This window comes from Pseudomonas sp. NFACC04-2 (genome assembly GCF_900119265.1).
GTDB classification, from domain to species: Bacteria; Pseudomonadota; Gammaproteobacteria; order Pseudomonadales; family Pseudomonadaceae; genus Aquipseudomonas; species Aquipseudomonas fluorescens_AA.
In genome coordinates this window covers 1-21,601 of the sequence record NZ_FPJC01000036.1, presented here as the reverse complement: position 1 = coordinate 21,601, position 21,601 = coordinate 1, and the positions used below count along the sequence as shown (strand labels likewise).

Below are 21,601 nucleotides of genomic sequence, written 5' to 3'. Positions count from 1 at the left end.
AGCCGGAAAAATTAGCGTTTGGGAATTTGTGTCAGGAAGGGGGCAGGACGAAGATTTCGAGAATGATGCGGCCCCCTCAGGTAGGAGCAAGCTTGCTCGCGATAGCGCTGGGTCAGCTTGCTGTTCGCTGACTGACACGACGCCATCGCGAGCAAGCTCGCTCCCACAGAGGATGGATCACCCCAGCCAATGCAGGGAAGGCATGTGAATGAGCTGGGAATCCAATCAGGCGCTGATGGCCAACCCATGCCGCCGATGATGCACGCTCAACTGATCCTTGATCAGCCGCAAGACCTTGGCCTCGTGCTCGTGAATGAAGAAGTGCCCGCCCGCCAGCATGTCCACCGAGAAGCTGCCCGTGGTTTCCTGGCGCCAGCCCATCAGTTGCTCCGTGGTGGCCTTGTCGGTCGTGCCGCCGAACACGTGCACCGGGCAGTCGAGCAGTGGCCGTTGCCGCGGCTGGAAACGTCCGCACAACAAAAAGTCGGCCCGCAGGATCGGCAAGGTCAGGGCCATCAGCTCTTCATTGGCCAGGATCTCCTCGCTCGTGCCGTTGAGGGTGCGCAGTTGCTCGATCAACTCAGCGTCGGTTTTCGCCTTGGCGAAACCGCGGTCGTAGTCGGCCCGCATCGTCGGCGCCGCGGTGCCGGAGGCAAACAGCGCCACCGGTTCCGGGCTGCCGAGCTCACGCAGGGCATGGGCGATTTCGCAGGCCAGCAGCGCGCCCAGGCTGTGGCCGAACAAAGCATACGGGGCCTGGAGTGTCGGGTACAGCTCCCGCGCCAGTTGCATCGCCAACGGGCCCATGTCGGTGTGCAGCGGCTCGTCGAAGCGCGCCCCGCGTCCCGGCAACTCCACCGGTTGCACATGCAGCCATTGCGGCAACTTGCGCCGCCAGCGGCTGTACACCATCGCGCTGGCGCCGGAATAAGGCAGGCACAGCAGGGTCAGTTGGGTCACTGCGGTTTTCTCCGATCGGTCGTGTAGGAAAGATAACGAGATCGTAACCCACAAAATTAGTCAAAACCGTTACGTTCGCTCCATCTTCCCGTCCGACCTTATACTGGCGACCTCGACTCACTGCGCCGCACAGGAGAACGCCATGGGCTGGTCCGCCAAGCAATACGTCACCTTCGAACAGGAACGCACCCGTCCGTCCCGGGACTTGCTCGCCGCCATTCCCCCCACACAGGCCCGTTCGGTGATCGACCTGGGCTGTGGCCCGGGCAATTCCACCGAACTGTTGGTGGAACATTTCAGCGGCGCCACGGTGCGCGGCCTGGACAGTTCCAGCGACATGATCGATGCCGCCCGCAAACGCTTGCCCGCCGTGGCGTTCGACACCGCGGACATTGGCCAATGGGATGAACCCGGGCCGTTCGACGTGATCTTCGCCAACGCAGTGCTGCAATGGCTGCCCGACCACGCCACCCTGCTGCCCTCGCTGATCGGCAAACTCGCCCCCGGTGGCAGCTTGGCGATCCAGATGCCCGACACCCTGCACCAGCCCTCCCACCGTTTGATGCGGGAAATCGCCGCCAACGGTCCCTGGGCCAGCCTACTGGCCGGGGCGGCGGATTCGCGTACCGAGGTGGAGGATCCCAGCACCTATTACTCGATCCTCAAGCCCCACTGCAGCCGCGTCGACGTGTGGCGCACCACCTACCATCACCCCTTGGCCGGCGGCGCCCCAGGCGTGGTGGAATGGTTCAAGGGCAGCGGCTTGCGGCCGTTTCTCGAGCCGTTGGACGAGACGCAACGCGAGCAGTACCTGGCGCACTATCTCAAGGCGATCGAACAGGCTTATCCGGCCCTGGACGATGGGACCGTGCTGCTGCCGTTTCCCCGGGTGTTCATGGTCGCGACGCGCTAGGGCGGGGGTCGATGACGCAGCGACGAGGGCCTAAATTTCTGCTCCGGGCCCTCGTTACCTGCTAAGACCGAAAACCCGCAAGAGTGACCGCCGTGGACCTGCAAACCATCCTGGGCAAGCTGTTCGCCAATGCCGGCGCCGTTGGTATCGAAGGCGTCTTCCAATTCGTGTTCGGCCCGCACCAGGCGTACTGGTCCGAGGTCAAGGCCAGCAGCCGCACCGAGGCTGGCCGCCACCCCCGCCCCGACGTCACCATCGAGGTGGCGGAAAAGGACTTCCTCGGGATCATGGCCGGCATGGCCAACGTGGAAGAACTGTTCGCCAGCGGTCGCCTGAAGATCGGCGGCAATATGGGCCTGGCGACGTTGCTGCCGCAGATCATCGACCATGCCCGGCATGGCGGTGGCGTGGTGGAAAAGGTCGACATGAACAAGCGCTACCCCACCCCGCCGCGCTTCAGCGAAAAGCTCACCGCCAGCCTGCCAACCCAACGCAGCGTGCAACGGCGGCCTCGCAGCGGGCTGTCGGTGCAGGAGTTTCGCGCCCAGTACCTGCCCCACGGCATTCCGCTGGTCATCAGCGATGCCTTGCAGGACTGGCCGTTGTTCAAGCTCAGCCGCGAAGAATCCCTGGTGCATTTTGCCGAACTGCAAGGCATCACCCGCCACGGCGACTACGTGAAGAAGACCTTCTCCACCGAGAGGGACTTTCGCTCCACGTCCATGGCCGACTTCATCGCTTCCCTCGACAGCCCGGCGGCCAAAGGCACCGACGGCGAACCACCGGCCTACATGGGCAACAATATCCTGCCAGCGCGGCTGATGGAGCAGATCAAGCTTCCGCCCTACTTCGACCCGTCGCTGTTCATCCCACCGCGCATCTGGATCGGCCCCAAGGGCACCCTGACGCCGCTGCACCGCGACGACACCGACAACCTGTTCGCCCAAGTCTGGGGCCAGAAAATCTTCACCCTCGCCGCGCCTCACCATCGCGAAGCCCTGGGCACCTGGTCCACGGCCCCCCAAGGCGGACTGGACGGCTGCGATTTCAACCCGGACGCGCCGGACTACCAACGCTTCCCCCACGCCCGGGACGTGACCTTCATGCGCGTGACGCTGGAGGCTGGGGATTTGCTGTTTTTGCCGGAAGGCTGGTTTCATCAGGTGGAGTCGGTGTCGACGTCGTTGTCGGTGAATTTCTGGGTGAATTCGGGGCGGGGTTGGTAACAGCCGAACACCGCTTTCGTGGCGAGGGATTTATCTGTGGCGAGGGGATTTATCCCCTCGCCACAGATTTTGTGTTCGGCATGGGTGGCGTGTTCAGTGGATTGTGAAGATCGCTTCACCCAAATGAACTCTGCGCACCTCACGCCAGTCAGCAGGTAAGGCCCTCAATTCAAGGTGCTAGACCATGCAGATATCCCTTGCCCGACAGGTTGCCCTGGTCACCGGCGCCAGCTCCGGCATTGGCGCAGGCTCGGCCAGGGCGTTGGCCGACGCGGGTGCCGCGGTGGTGCTCAACTACCACTCCAGCGCCGGCCCGGCCCAAGACCTGGCCCGTGAAATCAACGCCAACGGCGGCCGCGCCATCGCCGTGGGTGCCGATGTGTCGAAGGAACAGGAGGTCGAGCAGTTGTTCGCCCAAACCCTCGAAGCCTTTGGCACGCTGGACATCCTGGTGGCCAATTCCGGCCTGCAAAAAGACGCCGCCGCCGTCGACATGAGCCTGGAAGACTGGAACACCGTGATCGGCACCAACCTCACCGGCCAGTTCCTCTGTGCCCGAGCCGCCCTGCGGATCTTCAACCGCCAGGGGATTCGCCAGGGCGTGTCCCGGGCCGCCGGCAAGATCATCCACATGAGTTCGGTGCATCAGCGCATTCCCTGGGCCGGCCACGTCAATTACGCCGCGTCCAAGGGCGGTGTCGATCTGCTGATGCAGAGCCTGGCCCAGGAAACCAGCCACCAGCACATCCGCATCAACAGCATCGCCCCCGGTGCCATCCGCACGGCGATCAATCGCGAAGCCACCGAGGGCGAGCAGGAGCAAAAGCTGCTGGAACTGATTCCCTACGGTCGCGTCGGCGATGTGGAGGACGTCGCCAACGCGGTGGTCTGGCTGGCCTCGGACTTGTCCGATTATGTGGTGGGCACCACGCTGTTCATCGATGGCGGGATGAGCCTTTATCCAGGGTTTCGTGACAATGGCTGATCATGACGAACCGCAAAGCCCCATCGAAAACCACGGCATCATTGGCGACATGCGCACCGCCGCGCTGGTCAATGATCGCGGCAGTGTCGATTTTTTCTGCTGGCCGGAATTCGACAGCCCGTCGATCTTCTGCTCGCTGCTGGACACTCCGCAAGCAGGCATTTTCCAGCTCGCGCCAGACCTGCCGGATGCCCGTCGCCAACAAATCTACCTGCCCGACACCAACGTCCTGCAAACCCGCTGGCTGAGCGACGGCGCCGTGGTGGAAATCACCGACCTGCTGCCTATCGGCGACAGCGAGGATGATCTGCCGGTGTTGATCCGCCGGGTGCGCATGACCATCGGCAGCGCGACGTTTCGCCTGCGCTGCGCGGTGCGTCACGACTATGCCCGGGCCGCCACCACCGCGCGCCAGGACGGTGCCCACATCTGTTTCGAGGCGCCGGGACAACCGAGCCTGCGCTTGTGCGCCGACCAGCCCTTGACGCTGGACGGTAACGCAGCGGTGGCCGCGTTCACCCTTATGCAAGGCCAGAGCGCCGAGTTCCTGCTGGGCGGCATCGACGACCCCCGCCTTCAGGACGACGTCAGCGCGATATGCCTGGAGCGGACCCTGGCGTTCTGGCGCGGCTGGGTCGGCCAATCCAACTATCGCGGACGCTGGCGGGAAATGGTCAATCGCTCGGCCCTGGCGCTGAAGCTGCTGACCTCGCGCAAGCACGGCGCCATCCTGGCCGCCGCCACCTTCGGCCTGCCGGAAACCCGCGGCGGCGAGCGCAACTGGGATTACCGCTACACCTGGATCCGTGACGCGTCGTTCACGGTCTATGCGTTCATGCGCCTGGGCTTCGTCGAAGAAGCCAACGCCTACATGCGCTGGTTGCGCGAGCGGGTCAGCGACTGCTGTGACCAGCCGACCAAACTCAACATCCTCTACGGCCTGGACGGCAGGCTGGAGCTGCCGGAAACCGAGCTGCCACACCTGAGCGGGTTCGGCAATGCGCAGCCGGTGCGCATCGGCAACCTGGCCTACCAGCAGGTGCAATTGGATATTTTCGGCGAACTGATGGATGCGGTGTACCTGGTCAACAAATACGGCGAAGCCATCTCCCATCAAGGTTGGAAACACACCGTCGACGTGGTCGACCAAGTGTGCGAGGTCTGGCAGGATAAAGACGTCGGCATCTGGGAAATGCGCGGCGACAAGCAGCACTTCCTGCATTCGCGACTGATGTGCTGGGTCGCCGTCGACCGCGCCATCCGCCTGGCGGAAAAACGCTCCCTGCCCGCCCCGTTCGCCCGCTGGGACGAGACCCGCCAGGCCATCTACCAAGACATCTGGACGAATTTCTGGGACGAGGAGCACCAGCATTTCGTCCAGCGCCTGGGCAGCACCGCCCTCGACGGCTCGATGCTGTTGATGCCCTTGGTGCGCTTCGTCAGCGCCCGTGACCCGCGCTGGCTCTCCACACTTGATGCCATCGAAAAACACCTGGTGCGCGACGGCATGGTCTATCGCTACCGCAACGACGACAGCCCCATCGACGGCCTCAGCGGCATCGAAGGCTCATTCGCCGCCTGCTCGTTCTGGTACGTCGAATGCCTGGCCCGTGCCGGCCGCGTGGAAAAAGCCCAGCTGGAATTCGAACAACTGCTGCGCTATGCCAACCCACTGGGGCTGTACGCCGAAGAGTTCGACAGCCACGGTTACCACTTGGGCAACACGCCCCAGGCCTTGACCCATCTGGCGTTGATCAGCGCGGCGAGTTTTCTGGACCGCAAGTTGAGCGGGGAGAAGAATCATTGGCAGCCGTGAGCGGAGTGGTCTGTGGCGAGGGAGCTTGCTCCCACTCGACTGCGCAGCAGTCGCAAGAATCCTGGGGTCGCTGCGCAACCCAGCGGGAGCAAGCTCCCTCGCCACAAGAGCGGTGTGTCAGTTAGCCAGTCGTCTCCAGGTCATCCAACGCACGGTTGGCCAGCAATCCGGCCAGCTCGATCAACTGCTGAATCCCCAGTGCTACGTGTCGCCGGGAACCTTCCAGTTCGAACCCCAGGGCGCTGACCAGCGCATCGGCCGAGGCCAGGGTTTCGCTGAGGCTGGTCAACACCGACTCGGTGTTTAGCTCGGGGACCACGGTGAACACCTGGCCGTCCTGGGTATCGGGTTTGGCTGGGGTGGAAGACAAGTGAATGTTCAGCGCCCGGTCGGCGGCTTCGCGGAGTTTTTTTGTGTCGAGGGTGGTGTAAGCAGAAAGGTCTTCGGCGCGTGGAGGGTTGGGAGTGATCTTGACCATGATATGAATCTCCATTCGAACGTGGAGTTCACCATTTCCGCGACCAAGCAGAAGGTGGCGAACTGTACGCAGGTTGGTCGACCAGGGAATGGAAACCCGGCAGGGCCCGAAGCCCTCCCACGCACAGTCAGCCATAAAGCAGACAGCCGCTCGCGCGGCACCGTGCGCCATTCTAAACCCGGGCGACCAAACCCGGTCGCTGATTTTGCAGCGACGAGCAAAGCCTATCCCCGCCTCTTCCGAACCGGCAACCGACGCGACTCGTCAGAAAATTCCGGTTCAATCACATTTTTTGTAGGAACACATAACCTGTGGCGAGGGAGCTTGCTCCCGCTCGACTGCCCAGCAGGTGCATAACCTTCCAGCCCCCAGAGCGAGACAACGGTGGGGCTGGGGACTTCATCTGTGATGCGGTGTAATGAATCGGTTCGAAGTTAAGTGGCGAGCCATGTGCGTGTCCCGATTGCGAAAAAGTGCCGGCCATCGGTCAAGCGGGTTCCTTTTCAGAGTGCCTTGGCCCAGCCGCGCAGCACGTACTTCTGGATCTTGCCCGTCGAGGTTTTCGGCAGCTCGCTGAACACCACGGTTTTCGGCAGCTTGAACCCTGCCAGATGCTCACGACAGAAGCGGATGATATCGGCTTCCCGAATATCCTGGCAGTCGGCTTTGAGGGTGATATAGGCGCACGGGGTTTCACCCCATTTTTCGTCCGGACGGGCGACCACCGCCGCTTCCAGTACCGCCGGGTGACGATACAGAACGCCCTCAACCTCGATGGTGGAAATATTCTCTCCACCCGAGATGATTATGTCCTTGAGCCGATCCTTGATTTCGACATAGCCGTCCGGGTGACGAACCGCCAGGTCGCCGGTGTGAAACCAGCCGCCCTGGAATGCCTCACGGGTGGCCTCGGGGTTCTTCAGGTAACCCTTCATCACCGTGTTGCCGCGCATGAAGACTTCGCCGACGCTGAGCCCATCGCAAGGCACCGGCTCCAGGGTCTGCGGATCAGCGACCATCAGGCCTTCCAACGTCGGATAGCGCACGCCTTGGCGTGACTTGATCTTCGCCCGCTCATCGAGCGGTTGCTCATCCCATTGCGTGTGCCATGCACAAACGGTCACGGGGCCGTAAACCTCGGTCAAACCATAGACGTGGGTAATCTTGATGCCCATTTCCTCCACCGCACCGATGACCTTGGCCGGCGGCGCGGCGCCCGCCACCATGGCGTTGACCGGGTGATCGAAAGTGACCTTGGCCGAGTCTGGCAGGTTGACCAGCGCGTTGAGCACAATGGGCGCGCCGCACAGGTGGCTGACCTGGTGTTGATTGATCAGGGTGAGAATTTTCTCAGGCTCCACGCGGCGCAAAAACACATGGGTGCCGGCCAGTGCGGTGACGGTCCAGGGGAAGCACCAGCCGTTGCAATGGAACATCGGCAGCGTCCAGAGGTACACCGGATGATTGCCCATGGCCCAGGTCATCTGATTGCCCAGCGAATTGAGATAGGCGCCACGGTGGTGGTAAATCACGCCTTTCGGATTGCCGGTGGTGCCGGACGTGTAGTTGAGGGCGATGGCTTGCCACTCGTCCTCAGGCCATTGCCAGGCGAATTGCGGGTCGCCCTCAGCGAGCAGGGCTTCATAGTCCAGATCGCTGAGGGCTTGGCCTGCGCCGTACTCCGGATCGTCCACATCAACCACCAGGGGCGGACTGGACAGAAGGCTCAAGGCTTCACGAATCACCTCGTGGAACTCACGGTCGGTGATCAATACCTTGGCCTCACCGTGCTCCAGCATGAAAGCAATGGCGGGCGCATCCAGCCGTACATTGAGGGTGTTGAGGACGGCGCCAATCATTGGCACCGCAAAGTGCACTTCAAGCATGGCCGGGATGTTGGGCAGCATCACCGCGACCGTATCACCCTTGCCAATACCCCGCCCGCTGAGCGCACCGGCCAGGCGCCGGCAGCGCTCATAAGTCTGTTGCCAGTTGCGCCGTACCGCGCCGTGGATCACCGCCGGATACTCACCGTAGACCGAGGCCGTGCGCTCGATGAAGCTCAGGGGCGAGAGTGCGACATGATTGACTGGCGAGGGTGCCAGGCCCGTTTCGAAAATCGACATGAGGTTTTCCTGTGGGGAAGTCCTAGCCGCGTAGCACGCCAGGTACTTCCAATGGCTGATTGTTGGCTCTGAACAGGTGTGGATCACCGCCCCCGTCTGATCGACGGGGGCGCTGCATCGATGCAATCGCTGGTTCAAGCCGTACGTCTATCGTTCTTGCGCACATAGGAGCGCCAGGTCATGGCCCAGTGTTGCGGGTCTTCCAGTGGCGCGCTCTTGAGCCGGTGGATCGCCTGGTTATGCGGCGAGGTTTTGACAATCTCGGGATTAGAGTAGGCCTCGTCGGAGATCCGCGCGAGCACCGCGATCCAGGTGTCCAGCGCTTCCTTGCCATACATTTCGCCCGGCTCCGGGGTGAACGGCTCGGGCACTAACCACGGGTGGTGGCTGCTCCACATCGGATCAATACCGAAATCGCTCATGCGGTTCTGAACGTCATGGACATCCACGCCGGTGTCTTCCTTGAGTTGCTCAAGGCTGTAGCGCGTCATTTCCATTCGCGGACTCGTGGCCTCGGGATGGGAACGGGTGACGCCGCGAATGGCCAGCAGGCCTTTTTCCATGTAGTTGTTGGCCAGCACGGAAATGTCCGAGGCCTCCGCCATACCCGCCGCACCCATGGCGCGGGACCAGGCGTAGGCCTTGAGAATCACCGGGACATTGCCCCAGAACTCGCGGATCTTGCCGCAGCTTTGTGGACGGTCATGGTCGAGGCGATAGCGCTCACCGTCAAAGGCGACCACGGGTGCAGGCAAGAACGGGGCGAGTTCCGCCGAGCAGCCATAAGCCCCTACAGCGGGGCCGCCGACGCCACTCTTGGGCGCGCCGAAAGTCTTGTGCAGCATGAACATGCAGGCATCGAACCCGAGTTCACGGGCGCGGATTTTGGTCATCGCGCCATTGAAGTTGGCGTGATCGTAGAAACACAGGCCACCGGCCTCATGCACCACGCGCACCCATTCGCGTATCTCGGGGTTGTAGACGCCCATGTCGTCGGGGTTGTTCACCATCAACGCGGCAGTGCGGTTGGACACGGCAGCCTTGAGTGATTCGAGCGACGGATAGCCGTTCTCCTCGATCATCAGCGTGATGACTTTGAACCCCGCCGCCGCAGCCGTCGCGGCACTGCTGGGATGTGTCTGGAGGGTGGTAATGATCTCGTCACGCTGGGCCAGTTCACCACGAGACGCATGGTAGGCGCGGGTCACGGCGCAACTGGTGTAGGCCGCGTCAGCTCCGCCGCCCGCCTGGAAGATGAACTGATCCATCCCGGACAACTCGCGCAGAATCGTGTCCATGCCATGCACCACTTCCAGCGCGCCTTGCAGCGTATCTTCGTCCTGATAGGGATGCACGTGGGTGATTTCCGGACGCCAGGCCATGGCCTCGTTGATCTGCGCGTTGTACTTCATGGTGCAGGTACCGAACAGGCTGATGTTCATCATGCCCAGAGTCTGCTGCGACAGGCGCAAGTAGTGATACAGCACTTCGGGCTCGGACATTTCCGGCAACGCCGGCTTGCGCGAACGGCGCATGGTCGCGGGAATCAAATCAGCGGCGCTGCCGACAGCTGTTTGAACGTCGGCTTCGACATCGGAAAAAATCACACCGCGGCGGCCGGGATAGCCCATTTCCATAATGACCGGTTCGCTCCAGACGGGGGCGTGGTATTCCTTGAGTGTGGTGCTCATTGTGCGATTACCTTTTTGAGTGCAGCGGTCAGACGCTCGATATCTGCCTGGGTGTGAATTTCGGTGACGCAATACAGGGCACTGGCGCCCAGCTCCGGGAAGTCCTGCGTCAGATCTTTGCCGCCGAAGATCCCCAGTGCGAGTAGCTGCTTGTTGATGTCTTTCACACTGCGCCCGGTGGCCTGGAAGTTGACCACGAACTCCTTGAAGAAACCGGACGGGAATGTCACGCCAACCCCTGGAATTTCAGCCAGCGACTTGGCGGCGTAGTGAGCCCGTTGCAGGATCACCTTGCCCACGTCTTCAAAGCCTTGCGGCCCCATCATCGCCATGTACACGGCGTTGGCGATGGCCCACATGTACACCGAGTGGCCGGTCCAGTCGTTACCCTTGTCACGCAAGCCGTAGGACGATTGCTCGAACAGGCTCAGGCCAAAACCGTATTCACCGGGCTTGGTGGTCTCGGCAATGCTGATAAACAGCGTCGGGTACTGATGCGCATAGAGTTCTTCGTCGCGGGTTGCAATGAAGCCGCTGACGCCGCCGCCGCAATTCATGTGCACGCCGAGCGGCTGCGTGGTACCGACCACGATGTCCGCGCCGAAATCGATGGGGGCTGCCAGCACGCCCAGGGAAATAGGGTCGACACCGACGATCACTTCGGCGCCCGCCGCATGGGCAATCGCCGCAATCTCGGCGCCTTGTTGTTCGATCACCCCGAAGTAGGACGGGGTTTCGAAATACACGGCGGCGGTTTGCGCACCGATCGAGGTACGCAGGTGATCGAGGTCGAGCAAACCGGTGTTCGGGTCATAGTCGACGAGCCGTACGACGATGTGGCTCGGCATGTCGACCGGTTCGCAGTAGTTGCGAATGATCGACAGCCGCTCCGGGTCGATGGCGCGGACCACCGCCACTTCGTTGCGCCCGGTGATGCGTGTGGCCATGCGGATGGCGTGGCCGGCAGCGCAACCCCAACTGCGTACGGGCAGGCCGACCAGGTCCATATTCAACAGCTCGCCGAGCTGGCTGCAGAACTCGAACCAGGCCTGGTTGCGCCCATGGTCGGAACTCGGCTCGCCGAACACCGACGTCAACCATTCGTTGCGCCGTACCACCTCATCGCAGGCCGCCGGAACGTGATGCTGCCAACAGCCGGCACCGAGGAAGTTGAGGTTCTGCTCGCAGGTCTTGTTCTTCGACAGCGTACTGACCAGATGTCGGCGCAACTCACTTTCGTTCAGGGCTGGCGGCAGGTTGATCGGCCGTTGCAGGCGATGTTCCTCGGGGATTTGCTGGAACAGTGCCTCTATGCTGTCAACACCAATGGAGTCCAGCATCTCCTGTTTGAGGGCGGGTACGGAGTTCGCCATGTAGGGGTGGGCGACATGATTGTTCATGGGGTTATCCTCGGTTTTCGGATGGAACAAATGGTCAGGATCGAACCCTGAAGAAGACGGACCGGTCAGGTCCTGTGTGCACGCGTATGTGGCCGCTGAGCGTGGCGTCGACTTGGGCATCGCCGGTGTCGACGCGCAAGCAACCGGCGTCGAGAGAGAGCAGCTTGTCCATCGAGGCAATCACGATGATGTGCTCGCGCCCTGCCCGGCGGATGACCTCGGCGCTGATCTGCTGATTGCCACGGCCGAACAAGCTGCCATGCCCGCCAAGAACACCAACGACGATGCGGGTCTCATAGCCCTCCATCAGCCGGATCAACTGGTGTTCGTTGAGGTCAGAGCCCACCAGCGTGCCGTTCAGCACGGCATCGACACCCAGCAGCGTCGATGGCAGGCCGAGTTCGGTCATCACTCGCCGCGTGGTGGTGCCAGGACCCAACAGGTACAGACAATCCGGCTGCATCTCTCGAATGACCTGCCGACAGGCGGCGTCCAGCGCCAGGTTGTCACTGGCGATAGAGCCGGATTTGGCGTTTTGTACGAGGTGACGTTCATAAGGGCTGCGTGCGTAGCCATAGAGCTGCGCCGACACCTGGTCATTTCGCGTGGCCGCTTCATCGATGTCCATCACCTCGGCCTCGCGAAAGCGCACCGAAGGCTCGCCGGCAATAAAGCGTGCGGCGAGGTTTCCAGCGTTTTCGGGATTGGTACCGAAAACGGCGGAATACATTTTCACGCCCGTCGGGATACCGAGGATCGGCACTCGGTCACCGACCATTCCCAGCACATCCCGCGCCGTGCCATCACCGCCGGCGAAAAGCAGTAGATCAACGTTGGCGTAGGCCATGACAATCGCCGAGCTCCGCGTGTCATCGGCTTGACTCGATTCGGATGTTGAACGGTAGACCACAATAGGGTCGAGACCAGCGTCGCGTGCAACGTCTTCGCCCAACGCGCCAGAGCCGGTGAGCAAGCGAAAAGGCATGGATGAGGCGGCCAGGCGTTTGAGCGCGAGCACGGCGCGCTCACTGGAGACCGGCCGCGCACCACGGCGTCGCGCCTCTAGCAGGACGTCGGGGCCGTCGGTGCCCTTCAAACCCACCGGGCCGCCCATGCCCGCAACAGGATTGACGATCAGCCCGAGGGTTTTACCTTGGCCGACGCTGGTGAATGAACTCTCGGGATCGCGCTGCTCACGCATTGCTCGGTATCCTGTGCTGAAAAGCGGCGTCACCGGACTGAAGAAACAGAACTTCAGGCTCATTGCATACGCCTCGTATGTGAGCAACAATACGACATACGCAGCGTATGTCAACTGACATACGCCGTGCATGTGAATTTTTTGATGAGGAAAACGATCAATGGCGCAGAAGCGTGCGGACATGATTTCGGAGACCCGCGGCAAGCTGATCAAGGCAGCTCGGGACGCTTTCGCGACGAAAGGGTATGCGGACAGTTCGATGGACGATCTGACCGCGCAAGCGGGGCTCACCAGGGGCGCGCTATACCATCACTTCGGTGACAAGAAAGGACTGCTGCAGGCAGTCATCACCCAGATCGACGAAGAAATGATGGCGCGCCTGTCGGTCATCATCGATGAGGCTGCCACGATTTGGGACGGCTTCATCGATGAATCCATCGCGTACATCAAAATGTCCCTGGAACCTGAAATCCAACGCATCGTGTTCCTCGACGGACCATCGGTGCTGGGCGATCCCTCGCAATGGCCCAGCCAGAACGCGTGTATCCGCAGCACTCAACGCAGCATCCAACGGCTGATCGACGAAGGGACGATTCGCCCGGTCAACACCGAAGCGACAGCGCGCCTGATCATGGGCGCCCTGCTCGGCGCGTCCTTGTGGATCGCCAATGCCGATGATCCGCACAGGGCCTCCGAGCAAGTGGTGGAGAGCTTCGTCGCATTGGCGTCTGGATTGCTGCTGGCGCCTGAAGCTGTGAATCGGTAGCGGTAACGGCCAGGCAGCGTGTGGCACTTGCCGAAGAGGAATTGAGGTTCAGGGTTCGCCCCGGCACCCGACAGAACGCTCGCCAATCTGATGGAATGGTCAGACACCACTGAACAGGGTGAATCAGCGTCTGGTGTGGGGCTCGCTTCGCAACCCAGCGGGAGCAAGCTCCCTCGCCACAAGAGCATTGCAGTCTCCGGGCCCCATTTATCGTTACGCCCCCTTTCGAGTTGCCAGCCCCGCCAACCCCTCCTAAGATCGATGCTCTCACGGGTGCAGCGGAGCTGCCCGATAAAAACCCGACTCAAGGACCTGACATGACCCATATCAAACGCCCTATCACCACCCCACCCCGAACAGGCCTGACCCGCGAGGACCTCTGGGAAGGCCAGGACCGGGGCCTGATCAAGTGCTGGGAAATCGGCCGCGACCGGGCGATGAAGTTTCCCGAGCTGGCGCAACGTTGCCTGGCCGGTGAATTGCCGGTGCTGGGTTGGAAAGGTGGCGTCAGCCGCAGCCTGAAGAAAAACGAAAAATTCGGTTGCCTCAAGTACCTCGCCCAATGGCAGGGCCTGCGCGGTGAAGACCTGGACATCGACATGAGCCAGGAGCGCACCTTGACCTGTTCCAGCACGAACATGATCGTGACGTTTACCCCGGATCGAGCCAAATACGTCAACCAGGAACCTGCCTGAACGCAACCGCACACAGCCGGAGGCCGACATGAACCTTGAGCCCAGGATCAACTTCGCCGTCACGCCATTGCTGCGCATCGCCTACGAAGAACACGGCCCCGCCAGCGGCGCCCCCATCATCCTGCTGCACGGTTTTCCTTACGACCCCAGGGCGTTCGATGAAGTCGCGCCGGCCCTGGCCCAGCGTGGCTACCGGGTCATCGTGCCCTACCTGCGCGGCTACGGCCCGACCCGCTTCAACAACCCGGACATCACGCGTTCCGGCCAGCAAGCGGCGTTGGCCCAGGACCTGCTGGACCTGATGCACGTACTCTCCATCCCCCAAGCGGCGCTGTGCGGCTACGACTGGGGCGGTCGGGCGGCGTGTATCGTCGCGGCCCTGTGGCCCGAGCGTGTGCGCTGCCTGGTGACCGGCGATGGCTACAACCTGCAGGACATTCCACGTTCCACGCAGCCGCTGGACCCGGAAACCGAACATCGCCTGTGGTACCAGTATTACTTCCACACGGCCCGAGGCGTCGAGGGCCTGACCCGGAACCGGCGTGAACTGTGTGGCTTGCTCTGGCGCCTGTGGTCACCGACCTGGACACGGGGCGCCGAACTGTACCCCCTCAGCGCCGGGTCATTCGATAACCCGGACTTCGTCGACGTGGTGATCCACTCCTACCGTCATCGCTTCATGTACGCGCCGGGCGACCCGACGCTGGAGTGGATGGAGGAACGGCTGGCGGCACAACCGGCCATCAGCGTGCCGAGCATCTCCCTGTGCGGCGCCGATGACGGCGTGGGGCCCGCGTCGGAACACGATGAAGACATCGAGCATTTCACGGGGTTCTATGAGCGCCGAGTGCTGCCCGGTGTTGGCCACAACATTCCCCAGGAAGCCCCCGAGGCCACGCTCAAGGCATTGCTGGATCTGCTTGAGGGCTGACGGCGAATCGCTCGCGATAGGCCTGGGGCGTCACGCCCATGGCCCGCAGGAAACTGCGGCGCAGGGTTTCTTCGCTGCCGAAGCCACATTGCACCGCCACCCGCTTGATCGACACCGCTGTATCGGCCAGCAGGCGGCGAGCGGTTTCCACGCGAATCAACTCCACGGCCCGCGCCGGGGTCTGGCCGGTCTCGGCGCGGTAGTGCCGTACAAAGCTGCGTTCGCTCATACCCACCTCGGCGGCCAGGCTCGACAGGCTCAGGTCACGGGTGAGGTTTTCGGCGATCCAGGCATGCAGGTCATCGAACCGACTGCCTTGCTTTTGTAGCGACAAGGTCACGCTGAACTGCGATTGACCACCAGGGCGCTTGAGGAACACCACCAGGTGCCGGGCGACCTCCAGCGCCACCGCGCGGCCCAGGTCCTGCTCGACCAGCGCCAGGGCCAGGTCGATGCCGGCCGTGACCCCGGCCGAGGTCCAGACCGGACCGTCGTTGATGAAAATCGGGTTGGGTTCGACCCGCAATTGCGGATGTTGCTCGGCCAGTTGTTCACAGCGAGTCCAGTGCGTCACCACGCGCCGTCCGTCCAGCCAACCGCTGGCGGCCAGCAGGAACGCCCCGGTGCACACCGACGCCACCCGGCGCGAACGCAGGCCATGATCCTTGACCCAGGCCACCAGCGCCGGGTCCTTCGCCGCTTCGTACACGCCCCAGCCTCCGGCGATCAACAGCGTGTCGCTGCCTTCGCTCGGCAGCGGCTCGGCCATCAGCGCCAAGCCTGCCGAGGACATCACCGCCCCACCGCCCACGGCGATGACCGTCGGCGTGTATGGCAGCGGCAAGCCTTGCTGGCGGGCCAGGTCGTTGGCCGATGCGAAGACCTGCAAGGGCCCGGTGACATCGAGCACTTGCACGTTGGCGAAGGCCAGGACATGAACGGTTTTCGGTGGGTTTGGCATATTGGCGTGATTCGTGGGCTTATTGGCGTATACGCCAGAGCCTACGGATCTAAAGTAAAACCGTCCACCCCTCGGGCATCATCCAAAGGAGAACGCGACATGACGTTGCAGATCGGTTTGCTGTTATTCCCCCACGTCCAGCAGTTGGACCTGACCGGCCCTTATGACGTGCTGGCCTCGTTGCCCGACGTGAAGGTCCACCTGGTCTGGAAGGACCTGGCGCCGGTCACCTCCAGCACCGGGCTGGTGCTGCTGCCCACCATCACATTCGAGGACTGCCCGAAGCTGGACGTGATCTGCGTCCCCGGCGGCACCGGCGTCGGCCCCCTGATGGAAGACGAACAGACACTGGCCTTCATCAAGCGGCAAGCCGCCGACGCGAAATACATCACTTCGGTGTGTACCGGCGCGCTGGTGCTCGGTGCCGCGGGCCTGCTGCAAGGCAAGCGTGCCACCACCCACTGGGCCTATCACAGCCTGCTGCAAACCCTGGGCGCGACGCCGATCAAGGAGCGCGTAGTCCGCGATGGCAACCTGCTCACCGGTGGCGGCATCACAGCCGGGATCGACTTTGCCTTGACCCTGGCGGCAGAACTGTTCGACCAAGACACCGCCGAGCTGGTCCAGCTGCAACTCGAATACGCCCCTGCCCCACCGTTCAACGCCGGCAGCCCGGACACCGCGCCGACGCGCGTGCTGGAAGAGGCGAACCGGCGTGCGGCCGAGTCGTTCCGGGTGCGCTCGCAAATCACCCAGCGTGCTGCGGTGCGCTTGGAACGGGCGTAACGATCAGTCCCGATGGAAATGAAATCCGTGGTGAGGGGAGTTGTCCCCTCACCGCAAAGGTCATCGGTTCATCATCCCTCCTGGCGATACAACACCATCCCCGCGTGGTAGAGCACGCCTTCGCGAAAATCCCCATCGGCGGTGAAACCGGTGTCGTCGTGGTATTCGATATGGTCATCCTGCAGCCAGTAGTCGCCCTGATATGCGCTCTCACGTACACCTCGCGCTTCGTCATAGCGTCCGCCCGGCAGCAGCCGATGGCGAATCACGCCATCAGCCGTCACCCATAGGCCGACGAATTTATCCTGATCTCCAAATGCCTTTCTCATGGGACATCTCCTGTCAGTCAAGCCGGTCAGAATGGACTGGCGGTTGGCCGCACGATCAATTCGCTGACGTCTACGTCCGCTGGTTGTTCGATGGCGTAGGCGATTGCCCGGGCGATGGCTTCGGCTGGAATGGCAATCCTGCGGAACTCACGCATTTCGGCACGTCCACCTTCATCGGAAATGCTATCGGCCAGTTCCGATTCGGTCACGCCGGGGGAAATCACCGTCACCCGCACATCGCCCCCGACTTCCTGGCGCAAGCCCTCGGAAATCGCCCGCACGGCGTACTTGGTGGCGCAATACACAGCGGCCGTCGGGCTGACCGCGTAGGCACCGATGGAGGCGATGTTGATGAACTGGCCGCTGCGCTGGCGCTGCATCAACGGCAGCCCGGCGGCGATACCGTGGAGCACACCGCGGATATTGACGTCGATCATGCGATCCCACTCCTCGACTTTCAGCGCCTCGAGCTTGGAGAGCGGCATGACCCCGGCGTTGTTGATGATCACGTCGACCTTACCGAACCGCTCGACAGCGAAATCGATGAAGGCCTGGACATCCTCACGACGGGTCACGTCCAGCGCTTTACAAACCGCCTGCTGGCCGGCGGCTTCGAGTTCCTGCACCAGGGTTTGCAAACGATCGATGCGCCGCGCGCCAAGCACGACACGAGCACCGCGAGCCGCGAGCAACCGCGCCGCGGCTTCACCAATCCCGCTGCTGGCGCCGGTGATGACCACAACTTTGTTTTGAATATCGGACATGATGGTTCCCTCGACTGGATGTATTGGCTCCCGGTGGGAGCGTTTTGACAGGTCCAGATTAGGGAACCGAGCGAGGTCGGGGTTAGCCGGATCCTCCTGCGCACTTGCACGATCCTGTAGCGGTAGATCCGACTCTGGTCGACAGCCGCGCAATCGGTTTTACTAGCGCGGTCTATTCATTTTGGCCAGGGAGGTTGCTTGGTATGTCGGTATCCACGTCCATCCACATTGCGCCAGACGACGGCGTCAATCAGCGTCGCGCCGAAATAGCGAGCCTGATGATGCGCTTCGCCCCGGAATTCGGCGTCCACCCCACGGCCATCGAAGCGTTGCACCTGATCCGCTGCGACCAGCCGACCGAAGCTCTGCACGTCGTGCATAAGCCCGGCCTGTGCGTGATCATCGAGGGGCGCAAGGAAGTGCGCCTGGCTGATGAATGCTACGTGTATGACCCCCTCAATTACTTGGTGGTCTCGGTGACCCTGCCGTTGGCCGGCCAGGTGATCGAAGCCAGTCCCGAGCGCCCCTATTTATGCATTCGCCTGGACATCGATCCGGCACAGATCTGCCGCCTGATCGCCGACGCCAGCCCCATCGGCGTGCCGACCGAAAGAACCGATCGTGGATTGTTCCTGGATCGCATCGATGCGCCATTACTCGACGCGATGTTGCGCTTGCTGCGGCTGCTGGACAGCCCGGATGATATTGCCACCCTCGCGCCGCTGGCCCAGCAGGAGATTTTCTACCGGCTCCTGCGTGGTACCCAAGGCCAGCGCTTGCACGAAATCGCCATTCCCGACACTCAGACCCATCGAATCAGCCGCGCCATCGAGTGGCTCAATACTCATTACGCCAAGCCACTGAGCATCGACAGCCTGGCACAAATGATCAATCTCAGCCCTTCGGCCCTGCATCACCGCTTCAAAGCCGTGACCGCCATGAGCCCGCTGCAATACCAGAAGCAGTTGCGCCTGCAAGAAGCCCGACGGTTGTTGTTGGCGGAGAACAGCGACGTTTCGTCAATTGGCTACAAAGTGGGGTATGAAAGCCCGTCGCAGTTCAGCCGTGAATACAGCCGTCTATTTGGCGCCTCGCCGAGCAAGGACATCGCGCGTTTGCGTGCCCAGGCCCTGCAAGCCAGTAGCGCCTGATCCGGCACACAGACAGGATCAGGCAAAACCAGGGCAGTATCCGTCTAACGCCCGCCCCCGCCTCGCCCCTAATCTGAACCCATGCAGCAAGACAACCGTCCCGGCTGCAACGGGTTCAGCAGATCACGACATCTGAACGACCCGGCACTCAACCTGATATGACCGGAGTCTTTACCATGAAAACGTTCAACACCTTGATCGCCGTTACCACCTTCGCCCTGAGCGCCAGTGTGTTTGCCCTGCCGAGCCAGCAGCAAGACCGTTTCTTTACCTGGGCTGGCGATTACCAGCAGCCGGTGGCCGCCGATGGCGCGGATCGGACGCCTGGAGCGCAGACACTCGCTGCCGACGGTGCAGATCGGACGCCGGGGGGGCAAACGCTCGCAGCCGATGGTGCTGACCGTACGCCTGGGGGCCAGACCTTGGCCGCTGATGGTGCCGAGCGGACGCCTGGAGGGCAGACGCTCGCAGCCGATGGTGCTGACCGTACGCCTGGGAGCCAGACCTTGGCCGCTGACGGTGCCGACCGCACCATGAGCCGGCGCCTGGCATGATCAGGCCACTTTCCCACAGACGAAAAAAAACCCGCCTAGGCGGGTTTTTTGAGGACCAATTTGACTCCCTGTCCGGCATTCCATGCCTGGTCCAATCATCCATGACCCCAAGCACTCCCTGTACTCAGTGGATGAACATAGATTAGGCCTACCGGTGACTTGGAGAAAGACGAGAAAGCAGCAACGGCGTGTAAGCGTTTCGCTATAGGACGCTTTCCGGGCTTTTCAGCGGACGAAAAAAAACCCGCCGAAGCGGGTTTTTCCAAGACCATTACGACTCCCTGTCGATAGCTAATCCTTGCATGGTCGATCGTCCCTGATCCTGAGCACTTCCTGTGCTTCAGTGGATAAGTCCAGATTACGCCTCGGATCCAAAATGAAATAGACGACATACCTACCATCTCGTGTAAGACATTCGCTATACCTACCCCTCCGAAAACCCTTAGCTCCATCAGCCGACTGGCTCAAGGCTTGTGCAGGAACGCTTCAATATTGGTCATCTGCTCGTCCCAGCCACGGCTGTCCATGCGAAAAGCCTTGAGTCGGCGTGCCTCGGGAATGTTGTTGAAGCCCGACTCCACGACTTTGAGCAAGGTACCGCCATCCATGTCTTCGAGTTCGAATTGCACTCGGGTTTCGGACTCCTGGGAATAATCCACCTGCGGCTCGACAGCGTAAGGATGCCAGCGAAACGAGAAGACCCGCTCGGGCTCCACCCGCTCCACCGCTACGTCCCAGATAAGGTGTTCGTAACCTGGATAAGTGATTTGCCCCTGGGTACGCTCGCCTGCCACAAACCGTTTCCCCTCAAGGGCGACACCGAACCATTGGCCAAAGGCTTCGGCATTGGCCAGGGCGCGCCAGACCTGGGAGCGCGGGGCCTTGAGCAGGATCTTTCTTTCAATGCGGTCGGATGAATGCATGAGTCACCTCCTGTATTTCAACAGTAGGCTTGTAAGACCACAAGGCCAACCGGAAAGTTGTATCAGACCGTTGTTGAGCGCTCGCCAACTTAAAACAGCACGGCGCGATGTAAACTTCCCCCAGCGTTTTCACCCCCTCAAGGAGAGACCCTACATGTCCCTACGCTTGCTTCTGGTCCTGACACCATTGCTTTCTGTCGCCGTTGCCCAGGCCGACGACTGCGCTGACGCCACTACTCAAGGCGAAATGAACCAATGTGCAGCCAAAGAAAACAAGGCTGCTGACAATGAGCTGAACAGTTTGTACAAGCAGATCACCGCACGCCTGAAGGACAACCCCGAGGCCAAGAAAATGCTGGTCAAGGCGCAGCGTGCCTGGATAGGCTTCCGTGATGCCGAATGCGAATTCTCCGCCTCTGGGGTTGAGGGCGGCAGTGTCTATCCGCTGATCTATGACAATTGCATCACCGTCCAGACGAAGGCCCGGGTCGAGGCGTTCAAGACCTATCTCAAGTGCAAGGAAGGAGATTTGGGCTGCCCCATACCCGAGGCTTAACAGCCAGGATGCAAAAAGGATGACCTCTGCAGGTCATCCTTTTTTGGCCCAACTCTTTTCTTGCGGGCAAAACAAAACCCCTACCTGCGTCAGCAGATAGGGGTTTCGGAATTTAATCTTGACGATGACCTACTCTCACATGGGGAAACCCCACACTACCATCGGCGATGCATCGTTTCACTTCTGAGTTCGGGATGGGATCAGGTGGTTCCAATGCTCTATGGTCGTCAAGAAATTCGGTAGCCAGCGCGTGCCTTGCGGTCACGCTCCAGCGAATGGGTATGCGATAGTTTGTGTGTTGCGGTTGAGCGTCTCGAACTTTCGGTTCGTTTCGTCTTCACACACCGCAATCTGGTCTCGTTCGCCTTGGGGCTTGGAGCATTCAAATT

At 61.6% G+C, this 21,601-nt stretch carries 21 protein-coding genes and 1 rRNA gene; 11 read left to right on the top strand and 11 right to left on the bottom strand.

Annotated features, from left to right (window positions below):
- Positions 1-225 precede the first annotated feature (225 nt).
- Positions 226-960: a thioesterase II family protein gene (locus tag BT125_RS27380; RefSeq protein ID WP_060741391.1), complete on the bottom strand. Its 735-nt coding sequence runs from the start codon at positions 958-960 to the stop codon at positions 226-228.
- 142 nt (positions 961-1,102) lie between these two features.
- On the opposite strand from BT125_RS27380, the gene tam reads away from it, so the two are divergent.
- The 4 genes from tam (at position 1,103) to BT125_RS27360 (ending at position 5,900) form a co-directional block, all read left to right on the top strand.
- Positions 1,103-1,873, top strand: coding sequence for a trans-aconitate 2-methyltransferase (tam, locus tag BT125_RS27375; protein ID WP_072412219.1), 771 nt, complete (start codon positions 1,103-1,105; stop codon positions 1,871-1,873).
- A gap of 92 nt (positions 1,874-1,965) precedes the next feature.
- On the top strand, positions 1,966-3,099 hold the full coding sequence (locus BT125_RS27370) for a cupin-like domain-containing protein (protein WP_072412217.1): 1,134 nt from the start codon (positions 1,966-1,968) through the stop codon (positions 3,097-3,099).
- A gap of 184 nt (positions 3,100-3,283) precedes the next feature.
- The gene (locus tag BT125_RS27365) at positions 3,284-4,084 is read left to right on the top strand and encodes an SDR family oxidoreductase (RefSeq protein WP_072412215.1); all 801 of its coding nucleotides are present in this window, start codon (positions 3,284-3,286) and stop codon (positions 4,082-4,084) included.
- Positions 4,077-5,900, top strand: coding sequence for a glycoside hydrolase family 15 protein (locus BT125_RS27360; RefSeq protein ID WP_072412213.1), 1,824 nt, complete (start codon positions 4,077-4,079; stop codon positions 5,898-5,900). Before BT125_RS27365 ends, BT125_RS27360 begins: the two co-directional genes overlap by 8 nt.
- Positions 5,901-6,021: 121 nt before the next feature.
- On the opposite strand, the gene BT125_RS27355 is transcribed toward BT125_RS27360, so the two are convergent.
- From BT125_RS27355 to BT125_RS27335, 5 genes are all read right to left on the bottom strand, one after another.
- Positions 6,022-6,378, bottom strand: a complete 357-nt coding sequence (locus BT125_RS27355) for a DUF6124 family protein (protein ID WP_072412211.1) — start codon at positions 6,376-6,378, stop codon at positions 6,022-6,024.
- A gap of 503 nt (positions 6,379-6,881) precedes the next feature.
- Positions 6,882-8,504: an acyl-CoA synthetase gene (locus tag BT125_RS27350; protein ID WP_072412209.1), complete on the bottom strand. Its 1,623-nt coding sequence runs from the start codon at positions 8,502-8,504 to the stop codon at positions 6,882-6,884.
- 134 nt (positions 8,505-8,638) lie between these two features.
- Positions 8,639-10,195 carry an aminomethyl-transferring glycine dehydrogenase subunit GcvPB gene (gene gcvPB / locus BT125_RS27345; protein WP_072412207.1) on the bottom strand — a complete coding sequence of 519 codons (1,557 nt, stop codon included), beginning with the start codon at positions 10,193-10,195 and terminating at the stop codon, positions 8,639-8,641.
- Positions 10,192-11,595: an aminomethyl-transferring glycine dehydrogenase subunit GcvPA gene (gene gcvPA / locus BT125_RS27340; protein WP_072412205.1), complete on the bottom strand. Its 1,404-nt coding sequence runs from the start codon at positions 11,593-11,595 to the stop codon at positions 10,192-10,194. The genes gcvPB and gcvPA overlap by 4 nt, the downstream gene beginning before the upstream one ends.
- A 34-nt stretch (positions 11,596-11,629) precedes the next feature.
- Positions 11,630-12,979 carry an ATP-NAD kinase family protein gene (locus tag BT125_RS27335; RefSeq protein WP_256573848.1) on the bottom strand — a complete coding sequence of 450 codons (1,350 nt, stop codon included), beginning with the start codon at positions 12,977-12,979 and terminating at the stop codon, positions 11,630-11,632.
- Here BT125_RS27335 and BT125_RS27330 point away from each other — a divergent pair.
- The 3 genes from BT125_RS27330 to BT125_RS27320 all read left to right on the top strand — a co-directional run bounded on the left by BT125_RS27330 (position 12,957) and on the right by BT125_RS27320 (position 15,188).
- Complete coding sequence (locus tag BT125_RS27330; RefSeq protein ID WP_072412202.1) at positions 12,957-13,562, top strand: TetR/AcrR family transcriptional regulator; 606 nt, start codon at positions 12,957-12,959, stop codon at positions 13,560-13,562. The two genes, BT125_RS27335 and BT125_RS27330, sit on opposite strands and share 23 nt — an antisense overlap.
- Before the next feature lie 317 nt (positions 13,563-13,879).
- Positions 13,880-14,257 (top strand): hypothetical protein, encoded by a 378-nt coding sequence (locus tag BT125_RS27325; protein WP_072412200.1) that lies wholly within the window; start codon positions 13,880-13,882, stop codon positions 14,255-14,257.
- Positions 14,258-14,285: 28 nt separating this feature from the next.
- Complete coding sequence (locus BT125_RS27320) at positions 14,286-15,188, top strand: alpha/beta fold hydrolase (RefSeq protein WP_072412198.1); 903 nt, start codon at positions 14,286-14,288, stop codon at positions 15,186-15,188.
- On the opposite strand, the gene BT125_RS27315 is transcribed toward BT125_RS27320, so the two are convergent.
- A complete protein-coding gene (locus BT125_RS27315; RefSeq protein WP_072412187.1) occupies positions 15,157-16,149 on the bottom strand; it encodes a GlxA family transcriptional regulator in 993 nt (330 codons plus the stop codon). The two genes, BT125_RS27320 and BT125_RS27315, sit on opposite strands and share 32 nt — an antisense overlap.
- 99 nt (positions 16,150-16,248) lie before the next feature.
- Between BT125_RS27315 and inhA the strand changes: the two genes are divergently transcribed.
- Positions 16,249-16,935 carry an isonitrile hydratase gene (gene inhA, locus BT125_RS27310; protein WP_072412175.1) on the top strand — a complete coding sequence of 229 codons (687 nt, stop codon included), beginning with the start codon at positions 16,249-16,251 and terminating at the stop codon, positions 16,933-16,935.
- A gap of 71 nt (positions 16,936-17,006) precedes the next feature.
- Here the strand turns inward: inhA and BT125_RS27305 are convergent, their stop codons facing one another.
- Both BT125_RS27305 and BT125_RS27300 read right to left on the bottom strand, forming a co-directional pair.
- Positions 17,007-17,264: an Atu4866 domain-containing protein gene (locus BT125_RS27305; protein ID WP_060741379.1), complete on the bottom strand. Its 258-nt coding sequence runs from the start codon at positions 17,262-17,264 to the stop codon at positions 17,007-17,009.
- 26 nt (positions 17,265-17,290) lie between these two features.
- A complete protein-coding gene (locus tag BT125_RS27300; protein WP_072412173.1) occupies positions 17,291-18,028 on the bottom strand; it encodes an SDR family oxidoreductase in 738 nt (245 codons plus the stop codon).
- A 203-nt stretch (positions 18,029-18,231) separates the two neighbouring features.
- On the opposite strand from BT125_RS27300, the gene BT125_RS27295 reads away from it, so the two are divergent.
- Both BT125_RS27295 and BT125_RS27290 read left to right on the top strand, forming a co-directional pair.
- A complete protein-coding gene (locus BT125_RS27295) occupies positions 18,232-19,179 on the top strand; it encodes an AraC family transcriptional regulator (protein ID WP_072412171.1) in 948 nt (315 codons plus the stop codon).
- Positions 19,180-19,355: 176 nt separating this feature from the next.
- The gene (locus tag BT125_RS27290; RefSeq protein ID WP_072412169.1) at positions 19,356-19,733 is read left to right on the top strand and encodes a hypothetical protein; all 378 of its coding nucleotides are present in this window, start codon (positions 19,356-19,358) and stop codon (positions 19,731-19,733) included.
- A 464-nt stretch (positions 19,734-20,197) separates the two neighbouring features.
- Here BT125_RS27290 and BT125_RS27285 read toward each other — a convergent pair whose 3' ends face one another.
- Entirely contained in the window at positions 20,198-20,656 is a 459-nt protein-coding gene (locus BT125_RS27285; protein WP_072412167.1) for an SRPBCC family protein, read from the bottom strand.
- Between the two features lie 154 nt (positions 20,657-20,810).
- Between BT125_RS27285 and BT125_RS27280 the strand changes: the two genes are divergently transcribed.
- Positions 20,811-21,212 carry a lysozyme inhibitor LprI family protein gene (locus BT125_RS27280; RefSeq protein ID WP_072412165.1) on the top strand — a complete coding sequence of 134 codons (402 nt, stop codon included), beginning with the start codon at positions 20,811-20,813 and terminating at the stop codon, positions 21,210-21,212.
- Positions 21,213-21,328: 116 nt separating this feature from the next.
- On the opposite strand, the gene rrf is transcribed toward BT125_RS27280, so the two are convergent.
- Positions 21,329-21,444, bottom strand: a 5S ribosomal RNA gene (rrf, locus tag BT125_RS27275).
- Positions 21,445-21,601 lie beyond the last annotated feature (157 nt).

Bases quoted from the DNA above. Each gene is read 5' to 3' on its own strand.
- tam (WP_072412219.1), top strand. From the start codon at position 1,103: ATGGGCTGGTCCGCCAAGCAATACGTCACCTTCGAACAGGAACGCACC.
- BT125_RS27365 (WP_072412215.1), top strand. From the start codon at position 3,284: ATGCAGATATCCCTTGCCCGACAGGTTGCCCTGGTCACCGGCGCCAGC.
- BT125_RS27360 (WP_072412213.1), top strand. From the start codon at position 4,077: ATGGCTGATCATGACGAACCGCAAAGCCCCATCGAAAACCACGGCATC.
- BT125_RS27355 (WP_072412211.1), bottom strand. From the start codon at position 6,378: ATGGTCAAGATCACTCCCAACCCTCCACGCGCCGAAGACCTTTCTGCT.
- BT125_RS27350 (WP_072412209.1), bottom strand. From the start codon at position 8,504: ATGTCGATTTTCGAAACGGGCCTGGCACCCTCGCCAGTCAATCATGTC.
- gcvPB (WP_072412207.1), bottom strand. From the start codon at position 10,195: ATGAGCACCACACTCAAGGAATACCACGCCCCCGTCTGGAGCGAACCG.
- gcvPA (WP_072412205.1), bottom strand. From the start codon at position 11,595: ATGAACAATCATGTCGCCCACCCCTACATGGCGAACTCCGTACCCGCC.
- BT125_RS27330 (WP_072412202.1), top strand. From the start codon at position 12,957: ATGGCGCAGAAGCGTGCGGACATGATTTCGGAGACCCGCGGCAAGCTG.
- BT125_RS27335 (WP_256573848.1), bottom strand. From the start codon at position 12,979: ATGTCCGCACGCTTCTGCGCCATTGATCGTTTTCCTCATCAAAAAATT.
- BT125_RS27325 (WP_072412200.1), top strand. From the start codon at position 13,880: ATGACCCATATCAAACGCCCTATCACCACCCCACCCCGAACAGGCCTG.
- BT125_RS27320 (WP_072412198.1), top strand. From the start codon at position 14,286: ATGAACCTTGAGCCCAGGATCAACTTCGCCGTCACGCCATTGCTGCGC.
- BT125_RS27315 (WP_072412187.1), bottom strand. From the start codon at position 16,149: ATGCCAAACCCACCGAAAACCGTTCATGTCCTGGCCTTCGCCAACGTG.
- inhA (WP_072412175.1), top strand. From the start codon at position 16,249: ATGACGTTGCAGATCGGTTTGCTGTTATTCCCCCACGTCCAGCAGTTG.
- BT125_RS27305 (WP_060741379.1), bottom strand. From the start codon at position 17,264: ATGAGAAAGGCATTTGGAGATCAGGATAAATTCGTCGGCCTATGGGTG.
- BT125_RS27300 (WP_072412173.1), bottom strand. From the start codon at position 18,028: ATGTCCGATATTCAAAACAAAGTTGTGGTCATCACCGGCGCCAGCAGC.
- BT125_RS27295 (WP_072412171.1), top strand. From the start codon at position 18,232: ATGTCGGTATCCACGTCCATCCACATTGCGCCAGACGACGGCGTCAAT.
- BT125_RS27290 (WP_072412169.1), top strand. From the start codon at position 19,356: ATGAAAACGTTCAACACCTTGATCGCCGTTACCACCTTCGCCCTGAGC.
- BT125_RS27285 (WP_072412167.1), bottom strand. From the start codon at position 20,656: ATGCATTCATCCGACCGCATTGAAAGAAAGATCCTGCTCAAGGCCCCG.
- BT125_RS27280 (WP_072412165.1), top strand. From the start codon at position 20,811: ATGTCCCTACGCTTGCTTCTGGTCCTGACACCATTGCTTTCTGTCGCC.